Below are 18,480 nucleotides of genomic sequence, written 5' to 3' on the forward strand. Positions count from 1 at the left end.
ACTGCCGGCGAAAATCGTCAGGTGCCGAGGTGGCGGGATGATGGGCAAGCGAGCAACGGTGGTTCTCCTCGTCCTTTTTTTCGGAGGCCTGGGTGCGCTCTGGTGGGCGAGGACGGCAGGCGTGCCGACGGCCGACGAACGCAGGGCGATGCAAGGCCGGGTCCTGCCGCAGTTGCTCAAGGTGGAGACGGAGCAGATTACCCGGATCGAAATTGACGATCCGAGCACGGGCGATCAGATCGCCCTGGAACGACGGGACGATGCCTGGCAGATCGTTTCGCCGATCAACGCCCTCGCCGATCGCCGACAGGCAGAGGGGTTGCTGAACAACCTGAAGTCGCTTCAGGCGTCTCCTGAGGCGGGCACCCTGGCAGGCGACCCGGCGCGGTTCGGGCTGGAGCCGGCGGATCGGGTGATTCGGGTGTTTCGATCGGGGGATCAAGAACCGATCGCCACGCTCGCCCTGGGAGACGAGCTGGAACGCCTGCGCTACGTGAGGGCCGAGGGGGGGCCGATCACCCTGACCGATTCCCTTCGGGTCGAGCCGAACGCGGTGGACCCCCAGAGCTGGCGCGAGCGGGGGCTGTTCGAGATTTACACGTATGATGTGAAGGCGATCAACGTGGTTGGCCCCGGAAGGCGGCTCAACGTAGTCTTCGATGGGGGTCGGTGGCGGATTGTCCATCCGTTCCGAGCGCCGGCCAATGCGGAAGCGATCAACGGGTTGCTCGCCGATCTGGCTGAACTGGAGGCGATTGCCGGGGCTGAGGGGTTCGCGGCCGAGGATGTGGAGGATCTGGCCCCCTTTGGCCTCGACCCGGAGAACGCCACCATCATCACCCTTCTGCCGGCGGGGCTGACCGGCTCCCCCGAGCCGCAGATGGCGTACCTGGGAAGCGCCCCGGAAGGCCAGGACGACCTGCGCTTTGCCAGGCGAGCGGGGCAGGATGATGTGCTGGTGGTCCGGCCTCGCAAGGTGGCCGAACTCGGCCTGGACCCGCAAGCGGTGCGAAGCCGGAAGGTCGTCGATTTCCGACCGAGCGAGGTGCAGGGCATTCAGATTGAAGCCAGAGGCCAGACCTATCAACTTGCCAAGGGGTCGGACGGCTGGCGAGTGCAATCGCCGAGCGAAGGGTTGGCCGATGCGCTCGATGTGGCGACCTTGCTGGAAACGCTCGTCGCTTTGGAATCGGCTGAGTTCTTCCGAGCGGACGAGGTGGGGGCCGAGCGGTCAGGACTAGATGCGCCGGCGGCGACGGTGTCGGTCTGGCTCGATCGGCCTGAGCCGGGAGACGACGACGGCCCGCTGTTCGAGCGATCGGCCAATGCGTCGTTGAAAATCGGTCGATTCGACGCTGGTCGCAAGCTGGTGTACGGGCAGTTGGAACGGGATGAGGAGACCGTGCTCGCCCTGCCGGGAACGGTGCTTACGATTGTTCCCGATGGTCGGCTCGCGTTACGCGATCGAACCCTGGTGCGACAGGACCCGAGGACGGTCCGGCGGATCGAGCTGACCCGAGGGGAGCGGTCGCTGACCCTGGAGCGGTCGGCAAGCTCCGGCGTCGGAGGGGCGCAGGGGACCTGGGAGGTGATTGAGCCGACGCTCGCGCCGGCGGATCGCCTGGCGACGATGATGCTGATCGAGGGGCTTTCGCGGCTTCGGGCCGAACGGTGGGTTGAGGATTCGGACGAGCCGTTGGCGAGCTTCGGGCTTGAGGAACCAAACCTTCGGGTCACGTGGGAAGGGGAGTCGGGCGAGCCGATGACACGGACCCTGGAGGTGGGGGCCGTGGTGCCGGATCGCCCCGAGGAAGCCTTCGCGAGGCTCGACCGCGAGTCGGGTGTCTTCACAATCGGCCCGAAACTGCTGGCGGTCTTGACGGCTGAATTCCGCGATCGGCGCTTACTGGCGTTTCCGGTTGAGCAGGCGATTCGAATTGCGGTGCAGGGCTCGGACGCGGAGGTGGTCTTCGTCCGGGGAAACTCGGGGACATGGGAACCTGAGGCGGGAGCGGACGCCTGGCCGGAGGGATACGACGCCGATCGCGTGGCGGCTCTTGCCGCGAGCCTGGCGGAGCTGACGGCCGATCAGATCGTGCAGGATGACGGGTCGATGCCCGAAGGGCGCGGCCTGACCGATCCAGAGTTGATGATCGAGGTGCGGCTGAAGGAGCCGGAAGGGGTGGCCACGGTTCGGCTCGGATCGGTGGTCAACGGGCTCCGATTCGCGGCGATGAAGGCTGAAGGCCCCGGCGCGGTGTTCCTGATCAAGGCCGAGCCGTTCGATCTGCCGGTGCCTCGATCGGGGGATCGGACGGACGAGCAGCCGTGAGCACGGGGTTGTTTCGATGATGACGCAATGCAATTGCTGAAATCGTTACGCGAGTGCGCGAGGTGCTTGGTGGAAGTGTTTTCAGGAATCGAGCGGTAGGCAGTGGACCGGGCATTGGGTTCGATTATGATGGGGCTCGACCGGGGCTGAGGGAGTGGGCTCCGGCGAGGCGTGGGAGACGTTTCCTTCGAGCGTCGACCGGAACCGTGCGGGCACGAGGAGTCGGATCGATCGATGGAGTGTCTGGGACCACAGTGCGCAAGCATGTTACTGGAGTGGCTCCGCGCACGAGCCGAAGCGACGTCGGAGGAAGGCGGTTCGTCGTCGGAGAATGCGTCGGCCGGAGGTGCGTCGAAGCCGGTGCAAGGCGTGCTGTGGTCGAGTTTGCCGTACGATGACGACGCGCCTGCGATCCGCTCGGAGGCGGAGCTGGAAGGGGCGTTCGAGCACCTGGAGTACGCCGTCTTCCGCCGCTTCGAGAATCAACTGACGCGGGCCGAACGAGCACGGCTGGACAACACGATCCGCAATGTCCTGTTCAAGATTGAGCGGTATGCGGCTCGACTGTCGGGCGAGGTGGGCTCGGTGGTGGAGCGTCGCCGCCGGGTGATCGAGGAGATGGTGGTCGAGGCTCGGGAGAAGGCCGAGCGGTTGCGGTTGCAGGCGCGTCGGGCCGACCTGAAGCTGGCTCAACTGGCGAATCTTTCGCCCGAAGGGTTCGAGGAGTTCGTGGCCGAGCTGTTCGAGGCGATCGGCTACACGGTCGATCGCGTGGGAGGCACGGGAGACGAAGGGGTCGATTTGCGAGTCGAGCGCAAAGGGCTTCGTGGTGTCGTACAGTGCAAATATCATAAAAAAGGTGTGGTCGGCTCTCCTGAGCTTCAGAAGTTTCTGGGGACGATCCACCACACGTCCAGTCATAAAGGGTTTTTCGTGACCACGAGGACGTTCTCGCTCGCCGCGGAACGGTTTGCCGGCGACCATCCGATTGAACTGGTGGACGGGCCGAGGCTCGTTGAGCTGGTGCGCGAGGCGATGGGTCCGGGAGCCGTCAAGGAGCCCGAGCCGGTCTGGTTCTGAGGCACGATCGTCGATCGGGAGGGTCTCGAAAAATTTTCTGGTTGAGTGTCCCGTGGCGGTCTTGACGACGTAGCATACAATGTCGCCTGTACGGACTCGCGAGCCGAGTTCGTGTTCTCCCCCCTGGTCGGCCGCCTTGAGGCACCCGCCGCAGGCACGACCGGGTCGAACCGAAACCCAAGCAATGGCCCGATCGATCGCGAACAGAACTGTGACGGCCTGAAGCGTTGGATGTTCATCTGAGTTTATTTTGCCGGTCGCATTGACGGTCGGCACATGCATTGCACCGTTCGGCATCTCGCACACGACCGAATCGAACGGTTCTCAAGAGTCTTGACTGGTGACTGCCTCGCGGCTATTCGTGTCAGAGGAAACGTCTGGGCACAGGGAGTCTGTGCCACCGCGAAGGTCCCAGCCAAGGAGGGTTTTTGATGTCCTGCCCGAGCCAAACGTCCGCCCCTGCGACCGAGTTGAACCTGCCTGCGGAGTTCGAGGACCTGAGCGGCCTGATCGAGGCCGATCTCAAGGCGGTCGCCACCATGCTCACCCGACGCGCCCACGAGCGTCTCTTGCTGACCCGCCGCGAGTATCGCGACCTGCACCGCGAACTGCTCAGCCGCCTCTCCGAAGCTGTCAACGAGACGATGGCCCCGCTGACCGCCGAGTGCCGCTGAGCACCTGGGTCGTCAGTGCGGATCAGGATGATCGCGCCGAATGGGTGGCTTTGGGGTGTTCGGACAGGGAGGGTAAACCCCAATGGCGCGGATCATCCTTGGCGTGACCGGCTCGGTCGCGGCGATTCGATCGCCGATGCTCCGGGCCGCCCTGAGGGCCGAGGGTCATGCGGTCCGGGTGGTTGCCACGGAACCGGCCTTGAAGTTTTTCGACCCGGCCGAGCTGGGTCCACCCGACCCGGATGACGCCTTGAGGATGGGCGGCCCGCTCTATCGCGATGCGGATGAGTGGGCCTTCGATCGCTGGAGGCGAGACGATCCGGTGCTGCACATCGAGTTGCGGCGCTGGGCCGAATTGCTGGTGGTGGCGCCGCTGGATGCCAATACGCTGGGCAAGTTTGCTCTGGGATTGAGCGATTCGTGCCTGAGTTGCCTGTTCCGGGCCTGGGATTTTGCCCGCCCGGTGGTGCTCGCCCCAGCGATGAATACCTTGATGTGGGAAAGCCCCGTCACCCGCCGTCATCTGCGGCTCTTGCTGGAAGACTGGGGGGACGGCGGCCCCGATCGGGCCTGGACGCTCGACGAGGCTCAGGCGATTTTCGAGGAGCACGCGCCGGGGCTCCGGCTCGTCGGGCCGATCGTCAAACGCCTGGCCTGTGGCGACCAGGGACGCGGCGGCATGGCCGAGGTGTCTGAGGTCGTCGCCGCGGTTCGGATGGCGCTGGTTCGTAACGAACGTGCTGCCGATCCTGGGGTGCCTTTGCCCGATTGAGTGAAGGCTGCCCGCCGATTCGTCGATCAAGCCCCTCTGTCGGGGGTGCGATGGGCCGGGAGATTCGAGGATCGGATCGAACCCCATCGAACGGCGAGCACGGACGGCTCCTTGAAGGGAAGGGCGAGGTTCACCATGCGAGGCTGGCGAGGCCCGATTGCGGCACTCCTGCTGTTGCTGATGGGCTCGGCACCGGCTGAGGGACAGTATTTCAACCTCACGAACCTCAAGTGGCTCAACCACCGGCTTGCCGGCCACGTCGACGATTACACCCAGAACCACGGCGAAGACCGGCGCATTTTTTCTCCGATTCTCGGCCGGTCGCGCGACCTGTACGTCTACACGCCTCCTGGTTACGACCCGAGGCGGCAGTATCCGGTGATCCTCTGGCTGCACATGGGGTATGTGGATGAACACGTGTTCGTCGGCACCCCGGCCCTGCGGCGGCTTGACCGGATGATTCAGCGCGGGGAGATGCCGCCGGTGGTGATTGCCGCCCCCGACGCCACGGCCGACGGTGAGAACCGGACCACGGCGGTTCACTCATTGTTCGTGAACAGCCGCGTGGGACGCTTCGAGGACCACCTGGTCCACGAGGTCCTCCCGTTTGTGATGGCGCACTATTCGATCCGACCGGAACGGGAAGCGCACGGGATTCTTGGCCTCTCAGGCGGTGGGTTCGGCGGGATGAGCATTGCGATTCGACGCCGCGACCTGTTCGGCGCGGTGGCCACGCTGGCCTCGCCGATCAATGTGCGGTACGACGACATCCGGCCAAGCGGACCGCGCTCGAACTTCAACCCCGAGACGTACCGCTGGAAGGAATCTTACGACCCGGATGAGGTCTACGGCGTCTTCTCGTTCGGGTTGCGGCGCACGCGAGCGTCGAAGTATATCGGGCCGCTGTTCGGCGACGGCCCGGAGGTGAATGATTACCTCCGCGCGTTGAATCCGGCTGATCTCCTGTTCACGAGCGGCCTTCAGCCGGGCAAGTTGGCGATCTTCTGCCACTTCGGCGGCCGGGACAACTGGAACTTCGACGCTCACGCCATGTCGTTCGCCTGGCTGGCGGCCTCGCAAGGCGTGCATGTCGAGCTGGTGACCGACCCCCTGGCGGCGCACAACATTCAATACTTTCGCGAGAACCAGGAAGACGCCTACCGATTCCTCGGCCAGTATCTCTTACCTCCCACCGGCCCCTGGATGCTGGCTCCGGGGCCGTGAGGGGTGGTTGACGGGCGAGTTTAGGGTTGGGCTGTGTAGATCACAGTAGGGACGGGACCTCTCGCCGACTGTTCGATCCGAAGACTTTCGATTTCGGTACCGACCTTATCCCTGGCTTCCATTATCTTCTGACGCTCGCCTTCGAGTGCTTCGGCGGTTTTGGACTTGGTGAGTTGGTCGACCAGGTGATCCCGCTCCAAAGCAAGCATGGCCTCCTGGCGATCGTGGAGCTTCGCCTCGGTTTCCAGGCTGGAGCGTGCCGGGTCTGACTGTTCCGCATCCTCCAGGCGGGTCTCGATGGCGATGCGGTCAAGTCGGACCTGACGAAGCCGTCGGAGACAGTCGAGGAGTTCCGCCTCGAGGACGAGCCGGTCGACCTCGTGCCCGCCGGGTGCGAGGACGAGGCGAGGCAGCTGTGCGATCGATTGATTCTTCCTATCAAATCGTGTGTTGTACTCGGCGAGGATGCGCTGGAGTGACTGGAGACGCTTTTCTCGTTCTTTGCGCTGTTGTTCAGGGAGTGTCTGGCAAGCGTAACGGACCACGGTATTGACGACGATCGCACCCTGTGATGGTGGGAGACCGCGTGAGGAAATCGTGATGATCGAGGCATCCCGGTCGATCTGAAAGTTGAGGTCTTCGGCCAGGGTTGAGACCACGTCCTCCGATTCCTCGACGAAGGGGAGCATGGTAACCTCGGGGTCCTTGGCGATCTCGAGGAGAGCTACCCGACCCTGCAATCGGGCTACGAGGTTGGTCAGCTCCAACTGGGCGGTCGCCTTACGATCTTCCCCGTCTCTGATGACAATCGGGCCGGGTTTCGGCATCTGGATCGCAGCCGTAGGCCGATCGTCCTGCCCGGAACCTCCGTTCGGAGCGGCGAACGCCGCCCCAAGGTTCAGGACCATCACAGCAGCGAGCATCAAGGAAATTATCGACGCTCGAGACACCAGGAACTTCGAGAGTTGAGCGTTCGGCCTCATCAATCACCTCCGTTATCGAGCATCAACACGCACAGACAAAGCAATCTTTCTGCGCTCAACGAAGCCGAGAGAGGGGGCGGCTTCATCAGACCTGAGTGAGCCTCCGTGGACCGTCGACACGAGAACAGTCGGGTGTTCAAGTGTGATCATGGCGAGGTGGAAATCCAAGCATCTCGGTCGGCCGCGTGGCGTCAGAGCGACGGTGGCGAACCCATTGATTGTGCGCAGGCCCCTGGATGCTGGCTCCGGGGCAGTAAGGGGCGGTGTTTGGCAAGTTGGGCTTATTGAGCTTTCGAGACGACAATCCATCGAGAACCGGATGAATTCGAAAGGAAATTTGCTCGCATCAACGATTTCTGGATCTGAGTTCGAAATTCGAGCAGGTTGTCGATGGAGTGTTGTTGCAGCAGACGTTCGGGTTCGGAGGCTTTGGCACGGGCGATCGCGGCAGCCAGGCGGTCACGCTCGGCGAGGAGCTTGGCCATTTGACGGTCGAGCGGTGCCAGGGCGTCTTCCTCGGCATTGGGCGGGAGCGCGGCCCGATCGAGCTGGACGCGTCGCAAGTGTTCGAGACAGGTGCGGAACTCCGCCTCAATCTCGGGCCTGCTCAAGGTGGGGCCGTCCGGTTCGAGGGGGATCTGATCCAGTTCGGCGAGACGCTCGAGGTGTTCCTGAAGCTGTGATTCCAGGTTTGCATTGCTTCTTTCGAGTTCGTTGATCGTGCTTGTCGTTCTGGCGTTTGCAAGCTCATCCTGCAGCTCGATAAATGCCTCGGCGAGTTTGTTAACGATGGCCACGCTCTCGGCCCGTGGGAATCCGGGGGCGGAAATTTCGATGAGCAAGGCATTCTCGTTGGGTCGGCGAACTTCGATATGATTGCGGAGCAACTGCTCGGGATTCTTGGCGTTTCTGATGCGTGTGATGGACACGATTTCGCTAGAGAGAAGGACTTGTGACACCGTTCGTGCACTGGTGATGAGCTGGACCGTGTTCTGGAAATTGCGTTGGGTCGATTCCCAGTCGGGGGGAGATTCCTCGAACGGATCACTTTTTTCTGTGTAGAGAAGGACCGCAGTAGGGGGGGCTGGACTGTTGAAGGAGGAAAGGATGGCCCGTGCCGAGGAGAGGTATGGATCTGGATAGATCACGACCTTCACGGTGAATACCAGGAAGAGGCCAACGATTAGAGAGATCACAAAGGGTCGTATTCGAATTCGCTGACTCATTGACACCTCTACACAATGAACGTGTTCCAGAGCCGGAGCCACCATTCAGACTGTCGGCTCAAGAGGAGGAACTCAAGCGATTGATTGTGCACGTGAGGAATGGAAAGTGCAAGCACTCGGGATTCCATGAGGTGTCAAGGCGACGGCGTCGTCGTGGAGAGGGATCGGCCGGTCAGGATGATGCCCGCCAGGCAGGGAAGGATGCCGAGGCCCGCGGCGATGGTGCCGGGATCGAGGTGGCCGGCGAGCATGCGGGCGGTGACGGCGGAGAGGAAGACGCCGAGCATCGCGCCGAAGCCGGAAAGGAGCGCGAGGGAAGCGGGGCGATCGTTTGGCCAGAACGCGCCGAGCAGGAGCCAGGCGGAGAGGATCAGGTCGGCGATCAGGAACGGGTGGACGAAGCGGCCGGCCGCGGCGTTGCCGGCCTGCCAGGCGAGGACGACGAGGGCAAGGACGGCGGCGGTGAGTCGGGCGAGCGTGAGGGGCTTGGGCATGGGGAGGATTCAGCCGCGTTTGGTCTTGTAACCGATCGAGGCGAGGAGGGACTCGACACGGTCGGGGTGGCTCCCCTGGATCTCGATCGAGCCGTCGTCCTTGACCGTGCCGCCGCCGCCGATTGCGGTCTTGAGCTGGGCGGCCAGGGCGGGCAGGTCGTTGCCAAGCGGATCAAGGCCGCGAACGGTGGTGACGGATTTCCCCTTCGGTCGCTTCTCGACCCGAATGCGGGCGGTCTGGCGACTCGGGTCGATGCGATCCGGGGCGGGGGGCTCAGCGGGAGGGCAGGTGCATTCCGATTCCAAAGCCCCGCAGCGGTCGCAGCGCGGGGGACGGTCCCATTGCGTTCCGGCGAAGAGGCGGCCCATGAGGGAGGCTCCCGGAGGAGGAGGGAACGAGGGGAGAAATAAGCCACGGATGAAACACGGATGGAAAGACAGATCACGAGTGAGAAGAGAGCAGCGAGCGCCGGAGAGGGTCAGCCAATTTGATGAACGAATGGATTTCTTCAATTGATCCGTGTTTCTTCCGTGTTTCATCCGTGGCTCAAGGTTCTCTTCTGCTCTCCGTCTTTGATCTCTGGAGATCTGGGGCTGGATCGCCACGGGGGAGAGTGTGTGGAGATCACTCGGGAACCATGCGATAGCGCGGGTAGATGGAGATGCCGAGGTTGCCTCGCTTGGCGTAGAGGAAGGCGAGGTGGTGGTCGAGGTGGCCGACGGCGCTGCGGACGAGGTCGGCGAGGGTGATGCGGCCGCGTTCGGTGTGGTTGCCGGAGCGGGCGAAGTCGGATTCGGGGAGCGATCGGAGGATGTGGGCGATCCAGCGGCGGTTGGCGACGAACATGCTGACGGCTTCCTCGACGGGGAGGGACTGGTAGTCGAGCCGGGCGCACCAGGCGTTTTCGTCGTAGGCCAAAAGCGTTGGCGAGTCCTCGGCAATGACGCGCTTGATGCGGTCGGCGGAGACGAGGTCGCTGTCGAGCAGGTGAATCGTCAGCTCGGCGAGGCTCCAGGCCCCGGGGCCGGGCCGGGCGGTCTCCTGCTCGCGGTCGAGGCTGGAGGTGGCGTAGGCGAGCAAGGGGCCACCCTTCTCATAGTGGTCGATCAGGCTGCTGAGGGTCACGATGCGGGCTCCGTCCAGGGAAATCAGGTCGGCAACGGGGCGAGGTTTAGGGGGCGATCTCTTTGCGCCAGATGGCAAGGCGGGGCTCGTTGTATTCGAGGAACCAGATCTCCTCCTCGACGCCCAGCTCCTCGGCGAAGCGGTGGGCGACGAGGTAGTTGACCACCTCGAGCGAGGCGGCAAGGAAATCGGTGCGGGGGTCGAGGGTGTCGATCGGGTTGTGGAAGATGAAGCGGAAAACGAGGACACGCTCGTCAATCGGGCCGTCGGCCGAGAGAAAGCGGCCGTCCATCTCGTAGATCGAATAGCCGCGAGAGGCCTGGCAGAGGGTGCGGATCCACTGGTGCTCGTCGAAGTCGGGGTCGCGCCGGCGGGCCTCGGCGATCAGGCTGCGGACGTAGGGGACGGACCGGATCGCGTCTTCGTTGAAGAGGTCTTCGAGCACTTCCTCGATCTTGCCGAAGTAGCCGAGTTTCTTCGGCAAGATCACCTCGTACATCCGGGCAGGCTTGGGGCCTTCGAGCCGGTAGGCTCCCATCGTATCATCCTTTGCCGAATCGACCCCGAGGCCGGGGAGGGTCCGCCGCCATCATCTCCTGCCCAGTGTACCGACCGGGCCGCGAGGTTCCCAGCAATCGAGGGGATCGGATCGGGATCGGGACGCGAAATCACGAGGGGGGGCAAGTGCGATTGATCCGACGGACCGATCGCACTAGAATGGGCATTGTTTACGTTGTTCATGAAACTACTGAAGATTGGCGTCGTTCGATGCTCGAAGGCGGCGATCTCGGAGAGTGTTCGCACTGAAGCGGGATGGAGGGCCTCGTGAGTACCGGCGGCAACGGCGCACCGAAGCAGAGCAAGGCGGAGACCTTGAAGCTGGAGAGCCAGTACCTGAAGCTCCCGCTGATTGACGAGGTGAATGCCGGAGGCACCTCGATCAGCGAGCCGGCGATGCAGGTGTTGAAGTTTCACGGCTCGTATCAGCAAGATAACCGCGACGTCCGGGTGCAACTGCGCCGCGAGGGGCACGAACCGGCGTATTCGTTCATGGTTCGGGTGCGGATTCCCGGGGGTCGAATCAATGCCCGGCAGTACCTGGCCTGCGATGAGCTGTCGCGCACGGTCGGCAATGAAACACTGCGGATCACGACCCGGCAGGAGTTCCAGCTTCACGGCATCCTGAAGCAGGACCTCAAGGCGACCGTCCGCAAGGTGAACGAGACCCTGCTCGACACCCTGGCCGCTTGCGGAGACGTGGAGCGGAACATCCTGAGTTGCCCAGCGCCGTTCCACGGCACGGTTCGCGACCAGATGCAAGAGGACCTGCTCGAGCTGGCCGCGCACCTAAGCCCCCGGGCGACGAGCTACTGGGACATCTGGCTCGACGGCGAGAAGATCGAGAACCCCGACGCCCCGAAGCCCCAGCCGGCGCTTGTTCCGACCCCCGGTGACGACGCAGTCGAGCCGATTTACGGCAAGTTCTACATGCCCCGGAAGTTCAAGACAGCGTTTGCCCTGCCCGAGGATAATTGCACGGATGTGTACGCCAACGACCTTGGCTACATCGCCGTGGTCGAGAACGGCGAGCTGATCGGCTACAACATCGTCGTCGGCGGCGGCATGGGCACAACGCCGAGCGCGAAGAAGACATTCCCGGCCGTGGCGGTGGATTTGTGCTACGTCCCTCGGTCGGAGGTGCTTCGGATCGGCGAGGCCGTGGTGAAGGTTCAGCGCGACTTCGGCGACCGGGGCGACCGCAAGCGGGCCCGCCTGAAGTATGTCATCTACGACTGGGGGATCGACGCCTTCAAGGCGAAGGTCGAGGAGTACCTCGGCGAACCGCTGACCCCTCCGAAGCCGATCACGGTGAACGAGGTGGACGACCACATGGGCTGGCACGAGCAAGGAGACGGGCGCTGGTTCCTCGGGATTCCGGTCGAGAACGGCCGGATCAAGGACGAGGGGACCATGCGGCTGGCCAGCGGCCTGCGGGCCTACTTCGAGACGTACGGCACCCCGGCGCGCCTGACCTGCTTGCAGTCGATCCTGCTCATCGACATCCCCACCGAACGCAAGGACGAGATCAACGCCTGGCTGCAGGAGTACGGGATCGCCTCGGTCGAAACGACGTCGACCGTGCGCCGCTGGTCGATGGCCTGCCCTGCCCTGCCCACGTGCGGCCTGGCGGTGACGGAGTCGGAGCGGGTCTTGCCGTCGGTTATGGACCAGTTCGAGGAGGCGATGGCCCGCCTCGGCCTGGAAGGGGAACGCTACGCCGTCCACATGACCGGCTGCCCGAACGGGTGCGCCCGGCCTTATAACTGCGACATCGGCCTGGTGGGTCGCGGGGCCTCAAAGAACCCCGACGGCTCTCCCGGACCGGGGACGTACACGATTTTCCTCGGCGGTCGAGTGCAAGGGGACCGGCTCAACTCGGTCTTCAAGGACTACGTGCCACTGGAGAAGATCGTCGACGAACTGGTTCCTGTTTTCTCCCGCTTCAAGGCCGATCGCCAGCCGGGCGAGGCGTTCGGTGACTTCTGTCATCGGGTCGGGGTTGAGACGCTGGCAGCCGAAGAAGAAGCGGCGAAGGCGTGAGACGGAATGAGTTCGGAGAAGCTCGCGCAGAGACGCGGAGAAGAGGGCTCGGTTTTCTCACTGCGTCTTCGCGACTCTGCGTGAGATCTTCTCGCCCAACGATCGCTCAGGATAAGATGGGGGCCGAACGGGAGGGAAGGCCCCATGATGACCGTCGATGACGAGACGCTTCAGACCTTGATCGAAACGGCTCGCCGGGCGAGCGAAGCGGCGTATTGTCCGTACAGCCGGTTCCCCGTGGGCGCAGCGGTGCTGGGGGAAGACGGGGCGATCGTCGGCGGGTGCAATGTTGAGAATGCGTCGTATGGCCTGACGGTCTGCGCCGAGCGGAACGCGATCTTCGCGGCAGTGGCGAAGGGATTGACGACGATCCGCGTGGTGGTCGTGTTCACGCCGACCGAGACCCCGACGGCCCCCTGCGGGGCGTGTCGGCAGGTGATCCATGAATTCGGGCCGGGGGCTGAGATCATCAGCGTGTGCGACGGGCCGGATCGATTGCGGGCAAGGCTTGCCGAGCTTTTGCCGGTGGCATTCGGGCCGAGGGCACTCGACCCTGTCGACGAACCAAAACGAACGCTTTCATGAACATCTCTGGAAAAGAAAATGTTTATGCGGCGCCCGGGACGCCTGCCAGGAGAGACTCCCCCGACCCTGGGAGTGAGCCCGACCTGGCATTCATGGCCCGCTGGGAGCGGTGGCGGGTGCTCTACAATCTCGTCCTGGTGGTCGAGGTGATGGGGATTGTCATCGGGATGGACAGGTGGCAATGGATGACGGAGGCCGAGTTCTGGGAGTTGCTGGTCTTCGGCGCCCTGGGAGCGAACCTGTGCTTCTGTGCCGGCCCGGTGGTGGAAGCGTACCTGCGGTGGCTCGGGGTGAAGGGCGAGATGCTCGGGCCGCTCCTGTTCGGCCTGGGGATGATCGTGGCCACGGTCGGGACTCTGATGAGCCTGATCCTGTACGAGAAGGCGGCTGTCATGTTCTGAGGCTCGTGGGGTCGGACGAGGGGCCGGGCGGTCGTTACAATCAGGGGGCCTCGGGCCCGTGGCATCGGATCCGGCCCCCTTCCCTGGTCGGCGTGATTGACGCTCGAATGACTGCAAGCGACCGAGATGACGCATGAGTGTGTCCCCTGCCCTGATTGCCGAGCGGCTCGACACCGACCGGCGTGCCTTGCTTGATTTGAGCTTGCGCAATCCGCTGTTGAATTATCGAACAAGGCGGCGCGGCTTGACGATCGTCGGGGAATCGCCCGCGGAGATCGTGCGGATTCTTCTGCGCGACGGCAAGCGGATGACCTTCGAGCCGGCGCTGGAACGGTCGGAGGAGCCGGTGGCGGACGGGGAACCGGTCGAGGGGAACGGCGTGCTGGAGTTGCCGCCGATCGACCCGACCGACCTGACGCTTCAGACCGATGTGCCGGAAGACCAGCTTCAGGATCGCTTGCTGGCGATCGACGCGGCAGCGCGAACGTCGGTCGAGGAGATGGGTGTCAATACACTCTTCCTCGCGCTCGGGATGCTCAACTGGTCGGAGGAGCAGAACGGCCGGAAGGTGCGAGCGCCTTTGATCCTCTTGCCCGTGGCCCTGAGCCGGGCGAATGCTCGGGACCGGTTCCGGGTCCGATTCACGGGTGAAGACTTCGGCACAAATTTGTCGTTGGCCGAACGCTTGCGAGCGGGGTTCGGCATCGAACTCCCTGAGATTCCGGGGGCCGACGACCTCGACCCGATCGCCTATTTCGACGCGGTGGATGCGGCCGTGATCCGAGAAAAAGGCTGGACAGTCGATCGGGACGCAGTGGCGCTGGGGTTCTTCTCGTTCAGTCGGTTGCTGATGTATCGGGATCTGGACGCGACCCGATGGCCCGAGGACTCGGGACCGTCGGGGCATCCGGTGGTCTCGGGATTGCTCGGAGAGGGGATCGTCGCGGCTGAGGCGACAATTGACGATGACGAACCGCTCGACGCTCGGCTCGGACCGCTTGACGTGCGTCCGGTGCTCGATGCGGACGGATCGCAGATGCTCGCGCTGGTCGATGCGAGCCAGGGGAGGAACCTGGTGATTCAGGGGCCTCCGGGGACGGGAAAAAGCCAAACGATTGCGAATGTGATTGCTGATGCCGTGGGTCGGGGTCGAACCGTCCTGTTTGTGGCCGAGAAGGCGGCGGCGCTGGAGGTCGTGCATCGTCGGCTCGATGCGGTGGGCCTGGGAGCGGCCTGCCTGGAACTGCACAGCAATCGCACGCGCAAGCGAGACGTGCTCGATGACTTGCGGAGGACGTTGCAACTGGGCCGCCCGAAAGTGGGGGCGGCCGAGGACGATGCGAAGGTGCTGGCGGATCTTCGCAACCGGCTGAACACCGTGGCCGAGGCGGTGAACAGGCCGATCGGAGCCAGCGGGATCAGTCCGCACGATGCGGCGGGCATTTTGCTGCGAGAGCGGGCGGTGCTGGGCGACGCCGTGCCGCCGCCGATCGACGTGCCGGGGATGGCTGACTGGTCGGGGCCGGAATTCCAGGCAAAGGAGTTGCTCGTCGAACAGCTTCAGGCGAGGCTGGCCGCAGTCAGTGGTTCCGAAGCGATTCAGGCGGTGAACTGGTCGTCTCGCACGCTCTGGACGCCGTCTGACCAGTCGGAACTGGCCCGGCTGGCGGTTGCCGGGCGAGAGGCGACCGACGCTCTGGAAGCGGCCGCAGTGGACCTGGCCGAGGCGCTGGGCGTAGCGGTCCCGACCTCACGTGCCAGGGCCCTGGCCCTGGCCGAGGCCGTAAGGTCTCCCGCCGTCGGATGTGATCCAACGTTGTTTCCGCTGGATGATCCGAGCTGGGAGGAGCGGCGTGCCGAGCTGGACGCCTTGCTCGATGCCGGATCGACCCTTGCCGACTTGCATCAACGGTTCGATGCGCTCGTAATGCCCGAGGCGTGGGATCGTGACCTCATCGAGACGCGGGCGACGTTCAACACCATCGGCCGTCGCTGGTGGCGGTGGTTCTCAGGGGCATTCCGGCGAGCCCGGTTCCGTCTGGCGACGCTCTGCCGAGGGGAGCCGCCGCGGTCGAATTCGGAGACGCTGGAGTTGGTGGATGCCGTGCTCGATGCGCAACGGGCACGGGAAACCATCCTGGAACACGCGTGTCTTGCGGCTCATGTGTTCGGTCGTCGATGGAGGAGAGAGGCGTCGGACTTCGCGGAATTGGCCGAGGTGACGCGCTTCGCCCGCCGCGTGCGGGAGGATGTTCGCGTGGATCGTCTTCCGGAAGGAACGATCGCCGCGCTGAGGGATGACGAGGCAGTCCGGCGGGCGTCGGGTCTGTCGGCTCGGGTTCGGATCGCACTGGATGAACACCGGCTTGCTCTGGATCGGCTGGCCGATTTCGCGGGCCTGAATCGAATCGATTGGGATGAGCATTCGTTTCAGGACGTGCGCGATCAGATCGATCTGGCCGGTCATCAGGCTGAGCGATTGCATGCCCTGGCCTTGATGAATCAGCGAGCGGCGTCGTGCCGCGAGGAAGGGCTCGGGGCGGTGGTCGAGGCGGCGAAGTCCTGGTCGGAGGCCCCGCGATTGCTGGCAACGGCGTTTCGGGTGCGATGGGCCGAGACCTTGATTGATCGCGCGGCTCGCGAACGGCCATCGCTGGCCGGGTTCTCGGGAGACGATCACGAGACGATTGCGGAGCGGTTCGCGGCGGTCGATGTGGCCGTGCTCGGTCACAACCGAGCCTGGGCGGCGGCCGAGCACTGGACGCGGTTGCCGAGGCGTCAGGCCCTGGCGGGCGACCTGGCGGTCCTGCGACGAGAACTGGAGAAGAAAACGAGGCATCTGCCCTTGCGGGTCTTGCTCTCGCAAGCCGGAAGGGCGGTGCAGGCGGTCAAGCCGGTCTTCTTGATGAGCCCGCTCTCGGTCGCCGCGTACCTGGAGCCGGGGCAGCTTGGGTTCGACCTGGTTGTCTTCGACGAAGCGAGCCAGGTGCGGCCGGTTGACGCGATGGGGGCCTTGCTGCGAGGTCGGCAAGCGATTGTCGTGGGGGATGATCGCCAGTTGCCTCCCACGACCTTCTTCGACCGATTGACGGCCGGTGACGAGGGGATTGACGAGGACGAGGAGCGGCTGGCGTCGGCCTCCGACGCGCTTGAGAGTGTGCTGGGCCTGTTTCTCGCGCAAGGATCGGCGAGGCGGATGCTTCGCTGGCATTACCGGAGTCGGCACGAATCGTTGATCGCCGTCTCGAACCGGGAGTTTTATGACGGCCGCCTGATCGTTTTTCCGGGTCCCGAGGGAGATCGATCGGCTCGGGGCCTGGTGTTGCGGCACCTGCCCGAGACTGTCTACGACCGGGGCGGTTCGCGGACCAATCCGGAGGAAGCCTTGGCCGTGGCCCTGGCCGTGATGGACTTCGCCCGGGCCCAACTGGCGGAGCCGGACGATCGCCGCCTGACGCTCGGTGTTGCCGCGTTCAGCGCCGCGCAGGCGGAAGCCATTACTCGGCGGCTCGAACGCTTGCGGCGTGATGACCCATCGTGCGAGGAGTTTTTCGCCGAAGGGGGATTCGAGCCGTTCTTCGTCAAGAACCTGGAAAGCGTGCAAGGAGACGAACGCGATGCCATGTTCATTAGTGTGGGTTACGGCCGCGATGCCGACGGTCGCGTGTCGATGAACTTCGGCCCCTTGAATGGCGAGGGGGGGGAGCGTCGGCTCAATGTGCTCATTACCAGGGCTCGCTTGCGCTGCGAGGTGTTCACCAATTTACGGGCGACCGACCTGGACCGAGGGCGATCGACGGCCCGAGGGGTTTCCTCGCTCCGGACGTTTCTTCATTTCGCTGAGCGAGGGAGCTTTGACGGAATGGATGGCACGCCTGCCTCGTCGAACGTGCAATCGACGTTTGAGGAGGTGCTTGCCAGGGCCATCGAAGAGGAAGGGTACGCCGTGGCTCGGGGGCTCGGCTCGGCCGAATCGCGAGTGGATCTGGCGGTGGTTGACCGGGATAATCCGGGGCGCTATCGGCTGGGGATTCTCTGCGATGGGCCGTCGTATGCCGCGCCGCGATCGGCGAGGGACCGCGACCGGATTCGTCCGGCGGTGCTTCGGGGCCTCGGGTGGCGACTGGAGCATGCCTGGTCGGCTGACTGGTGGCACGACCCGTCGGGTACGCTGGCCGGGCTGGTCGCGACGATCGAGGCCGATCCGTCCGATCCCGTCGAGCGGCCCTCGGGCCCCCGACCGGCGTCGATTACTCGGGAGGAGCTGGGGGACGATGGCGTGGACGTGCCCGCGATGCCCCCCTATCAGGTTGCATCACTCGACCTCGGCCCCGAGCCGGTGGATCCGATGGCCCTGTCGAGCGATCGCCTGGCGGCATGGGTAGCGGAGGTCGTCCGGGTCGAGGGTCCGGTGCACGAGGCCGAAGTGGTCCGTCGTCTGGCGGATGCCATTGGCCTGAAGCGGCTGGCGGGCAAGCCGAAGGAGGCAATCGAACAGGCCGCCTCGGCACCGTTCCGGGACGGGGGAGGGATTCGACGGCGAGGGGCGTTCCTTTGGCCCGCCGAGCTCGATCGACCCACGCCGCGCGACCGATCGGCCCTGCCGACTGCCTCGCGCCGGCTCGAATGGGTCGCTCCCGAGGAAGTTGCTGCCGCTGCCGAGCAGGTGGTGGCCGACGCGATCCGGGTGGCTCCCGACGACCTTCCCGGCGCCGTCTGCCGATTGCTCGGGTTCCCTCGGACCACCGACGAGATGCGCGCCCGGGTGGCCTTGGTCGTCGATGCGCTGATTGAATCCGGCCGGCTGGTTCGGCACGGAGATCGGCTCATGATTGCGACCGGAACGGACCGGGAGGATGGGGAATCCAAGGTGTCAGACCCCCCATCGCCCCAGTAACCGGAGGATCGGAAACGGGAATTCTCATTGGCCGATCAGGTATTTTGACGAAACTGGGTAGAAAAAACCTCCCATCCTGCCTCGC

15 protein-coding genes are annotated in these 18,480 nt (G+C 64.4%); 9 read left to right on the forward strand and 6 right to left on the reverse strand.

Features of this window, described 5'->3' with window-relative positions:
• The first annotated feature begins 37 nt into the window (after positions 1 to 37).
• From HG800_RS07995 to HG800_RS08015, 5 genes are all read left to right on the forward strand, one after another.
• The gene (locus HG800_RS07995; RefSeq protein ID WP_169975599.1) at positions 38 to 2,332 is read left to right on the forward strand and encodes a DUF4340 domain-containing protein; all 2,295 of its coding nucleotides are present in this window, start codon (positions 38 to 40) and stop codon (positions 2,330 to 2,332) included.
• A gap of 234 nt (positions 2,333 to 2,566) precedes the next feature.
• Complete coding sequence (locus HG800_RS08000; RefSeq protein WP_169975601.1) at positions 2,567 to 3,412, forward strand: restriction endonuclease; 846 nt, start codon at positions 2,567 to 2,569, stop codon at positions 3,410 to 3,412.
• A 431-nt stretch (positions 3,413 to 3,843) separates the two neighbouring features.
• Entirely contained in the window at positions 3,844 to 4,086 is a 243-nt protein-coding gene (locus tag HG800_RS08005; RefSeq protein ID WP_169975603.1) for a hypothetical protein, read from the forward strand.
• An 82-nt stretch (positions 4,087 to 4,168) separates the two neighbouring features.
• Positions 4,169 to 4,858, forward strand: a complete 690-nt coding sequence (locus tag HG800_RS08010) for a flavoprotein (RefSeq protein WP_169975605.1) — start codon at positions 4,169 to 4,171, stop codon at positions 4,856 to 4,858.
• Positions 4,859 to 4,993: 135 nt separating this feature from the next.
• Positions 4,994 to 6,082 (forward strand): alpha/beta hydrolase-fold protein, encoded by a 1,089-nt coding sequence (locus tag HG800_RS08015; RefSeq protein WP_169975607.1) that lies wholly within the window; start codon positions 4,994 to 4,996, stop codon positions 6,080 to 6,082.
• A 20-nt stretch (positions 6,083 to 6,102) separates the two neighbouring features.
• Here HG800_RS08015 and HG800_RS08020 read toward each other — a convergent pair whose 3' ends face one another.
• From HG800_RS08020 to HG800_RS08045, 6 genes are all read right to left on the reverse strand, one after another.
• Positions 6,103 to 7,065, reverse strand: coding sequence for a hypothetical protein (locus HG800_RS08020; RefSeq protein WP_169975609.1), 963 nt, complete (start codon positions 7,063 to 7,065; stop codon positions 6,103 to 6,105).
• A gap of 281 nt (positions 7,066 to 7,346) precedes the next feature.
• Complete coding sequence (locus tag HG800_RS08025) at positions 7,347 to 8,261, reverse strand: hypothetical protein (RefSeq protein WP_169975611.1); 915 nt, start codon at positions 8,259 to 8,261, stop codon at positions 7,347 to 7,349.
• A 164-nt stretch (positions 8,262 to 8,425) separates the two neighbouring features.
• Positions 8,426 to 8,785 (reverse strand): hypothetical protein, encoded by a 360-nt coding sequence (locus tag HG800_RS08030; RefSeq protein ID WP_169975613.1) that lies wholly within the window; start codon positions 8,783 to 8,785, stop codon positions 8,426 to 8,428.
• Between the two features lie 9 nt (positions 8,786 to 8,794).
• Complete coding sequence (locus HG800_RS08035; RefSeq protein ID WP_169975615.1) at positions 8,795 to 9,154, reverse strand: translation initiation factor; 360 nt, start codon at positions 9,152 to 9,154, stop codon at positions 8,795 to 8,797.
• 256 nt (positions 9,155 to 9,410) lie between these two features.
• Positions 9,411 to 9,911 (reverse strand): DinB family protein, encoded by a 501-nt coding sequence (locus tag HG800_RS08040; RefSeq protein ID WP_315851993.1) that lies wholly within the window; start codon positions 9,909 to 9,911, stop codon positions 9,411 to 9,413.
• Between the two features lie 46 nt (positions 9,912 to 9,957).
• A complete protein-coding gene (locus tag HG800_RS08045) occupies positions 9,958 to 10,449 on the reverse strand; it encodes a hypothetical protein (protein WP_169975617.1) in 492 nt (163 codons plus the stop codon).
• Between the two features lie 287 nt (positions 10,450 to 10,736).
• Between HG800_RS08045 and HG800_RS08050 the strand changes: the two genes are divergently transcribed.
• The 4 genes from HG800_RS08050 (at position 10,737) to HG800_RS08065 (ending at position 18,395) form a co-directional block, all read left to right on the forward strand.
• Positions 10,737 to 12,512, forward strand: coding sequence for an NADPH-dependent assimilatory sulfite reductase hemoprotein subunit (locus HG800_RS08050; RefSeq protein ID WP_315851994.1), 1,776 nt, complete (start codon positions 10,737 to 10,739; stop codon positions 12,510 to 12,512).
• 144 nt (positions 12,513 to 12,656) lie between these two features.
• Complete coding sequence (locus HG800_RS08055) at positions 12,657 to 13,097, forward strand: cytidine deaminase (protein WP_169975621.1); 441 nt, start codon at positions 12,657 to 12,659, stop codon at positions 13,095 to 13,097.
• On the forward strand, positions 13,094 to 13,498 hold the full coding sequence (locus HG800_RS08060) for a hypothetical protein (RefSeq protein WP_169975623.1): 405 nt from the start codon (positions 13,094 to 13,096) through the stop codon (positions 13,496 to 13,498). Before HG800_RS08055 ends, HG800_RS08060 begins: the two co-directional genes overlap by 4 nt.
• 133 nt (positions 13,499 to 13,631) lie before the next feature.
• Positions 13,632 to 18,395: a DUF3320 domain-containing protein gene (locus HG800_RS08065; protein WP_169975625.1), complete on the forward strand. Its 4,764-nt coding sequence runs from the start codon at positions 13,632 to 13,634 to the stop codon at positions 18,393 to 18,395.
• The last annotated feature ends 85 nt before the right edge of the window (positions 18,396 to 18,480 follow it).

This window comes from Tautonia rosea (assembly GCF_012958305.1).
Classification (GTDB): domain Bacteria; phylum Planctomycetota; class Planctomycetia; order Isosphaerales; family Isosphaeraceae; genus Tautonia; species Tautonia rosea.

Excerpts from the sequence above, each read along its gene's own strand:
- HG800_RS08015 (WP_169975607.1), top strand. The coding sequence starts at position 4,994 with ATGCGAGGCTGGCGAGGCCCGATTGCGGCACTCCTGCTGTTGCTGATG.
- HG800_RS08065 (WP_169975625.1), top strand. The coding sequence starts at position 13,632 with ATGAGTGTGTCCCCTGCCCTGATTGCCGAGCGGCTCGACACCGACCGG.
- HG800_RS08030 (WP_169975613.1), bottom strand. The coding sequence starts at position 8,785 with ATGCCCAAGCCCCTCACGCTCGCCCGACTCACCGCCGCCGTCCTTGCC.
- HG800_RS08055 (WP_169975621.1), top strand. The coding sequence starts at position 12,657 with ATGATGACCGTCGATGACGAGACGCTTCAGACCTTGATCGAAACGGCT.
- HG800_RS07995 (WP_169975599.1), top strand. The coding sequence starts at position 38 with ATGATGGGCAAGCGAGCAACGGTGGTTCTCCTCGTCCTTTTTTTCGGA.
- HG800_RS08000 (WP_169975601.1), top strand. The coding sequence starts at position 2,567 with ATGGAGTGTCTGGGACCACAGTGCGCAAGCATGTTACTGGAGTGGCTC.
- HG800_RS08005 (WP_169975603.1), top strand. The coding sequence starts at position 3,844 with ATGTCCTGCCCGAGCCAAACGTCCGCCCCTGCGACCGAGTTGAACCTG.
- HG800_RS08035 (WP_169975615.1), bottom strand. The coding sequence starts at position 9,154 with ATGGGCCGCCTCTTCGCCGGAACGCAATGGGACCGTCCCCCGCGCTGC.
- HG800_RS08010 (WP_169975605.1), top strand. The coding sequence starts at position 4,169 with ATGGCGCGGATCATCCTTGGCGTGACCGGCTCGGTCGCGGCGATTCGA.
- HG800_RS08045 (WP_169975617.1), bottom strand. The coding sequence starts at position 10,449 with ATGGGAGCCTACCGGCTCGAAGGCCCCAAGCCTGCCCGGATGTACGAG.
- HG800_RS08020 (WP_169975609.1), bottom strand. The coding sequence starts at position 7,065 with ATGAGGCCGAACGCTCAACTCTCGAAGTTCCTGGTGTCTCGAGCGTCG.
- HG800_RS08060 (WP_169975623.1), top strand. The coding sequence starts at position 13,094 with ATGAACATCTCTGGAAAAGAAAATGTTTATGCGGCGCCCGGGACGCCT.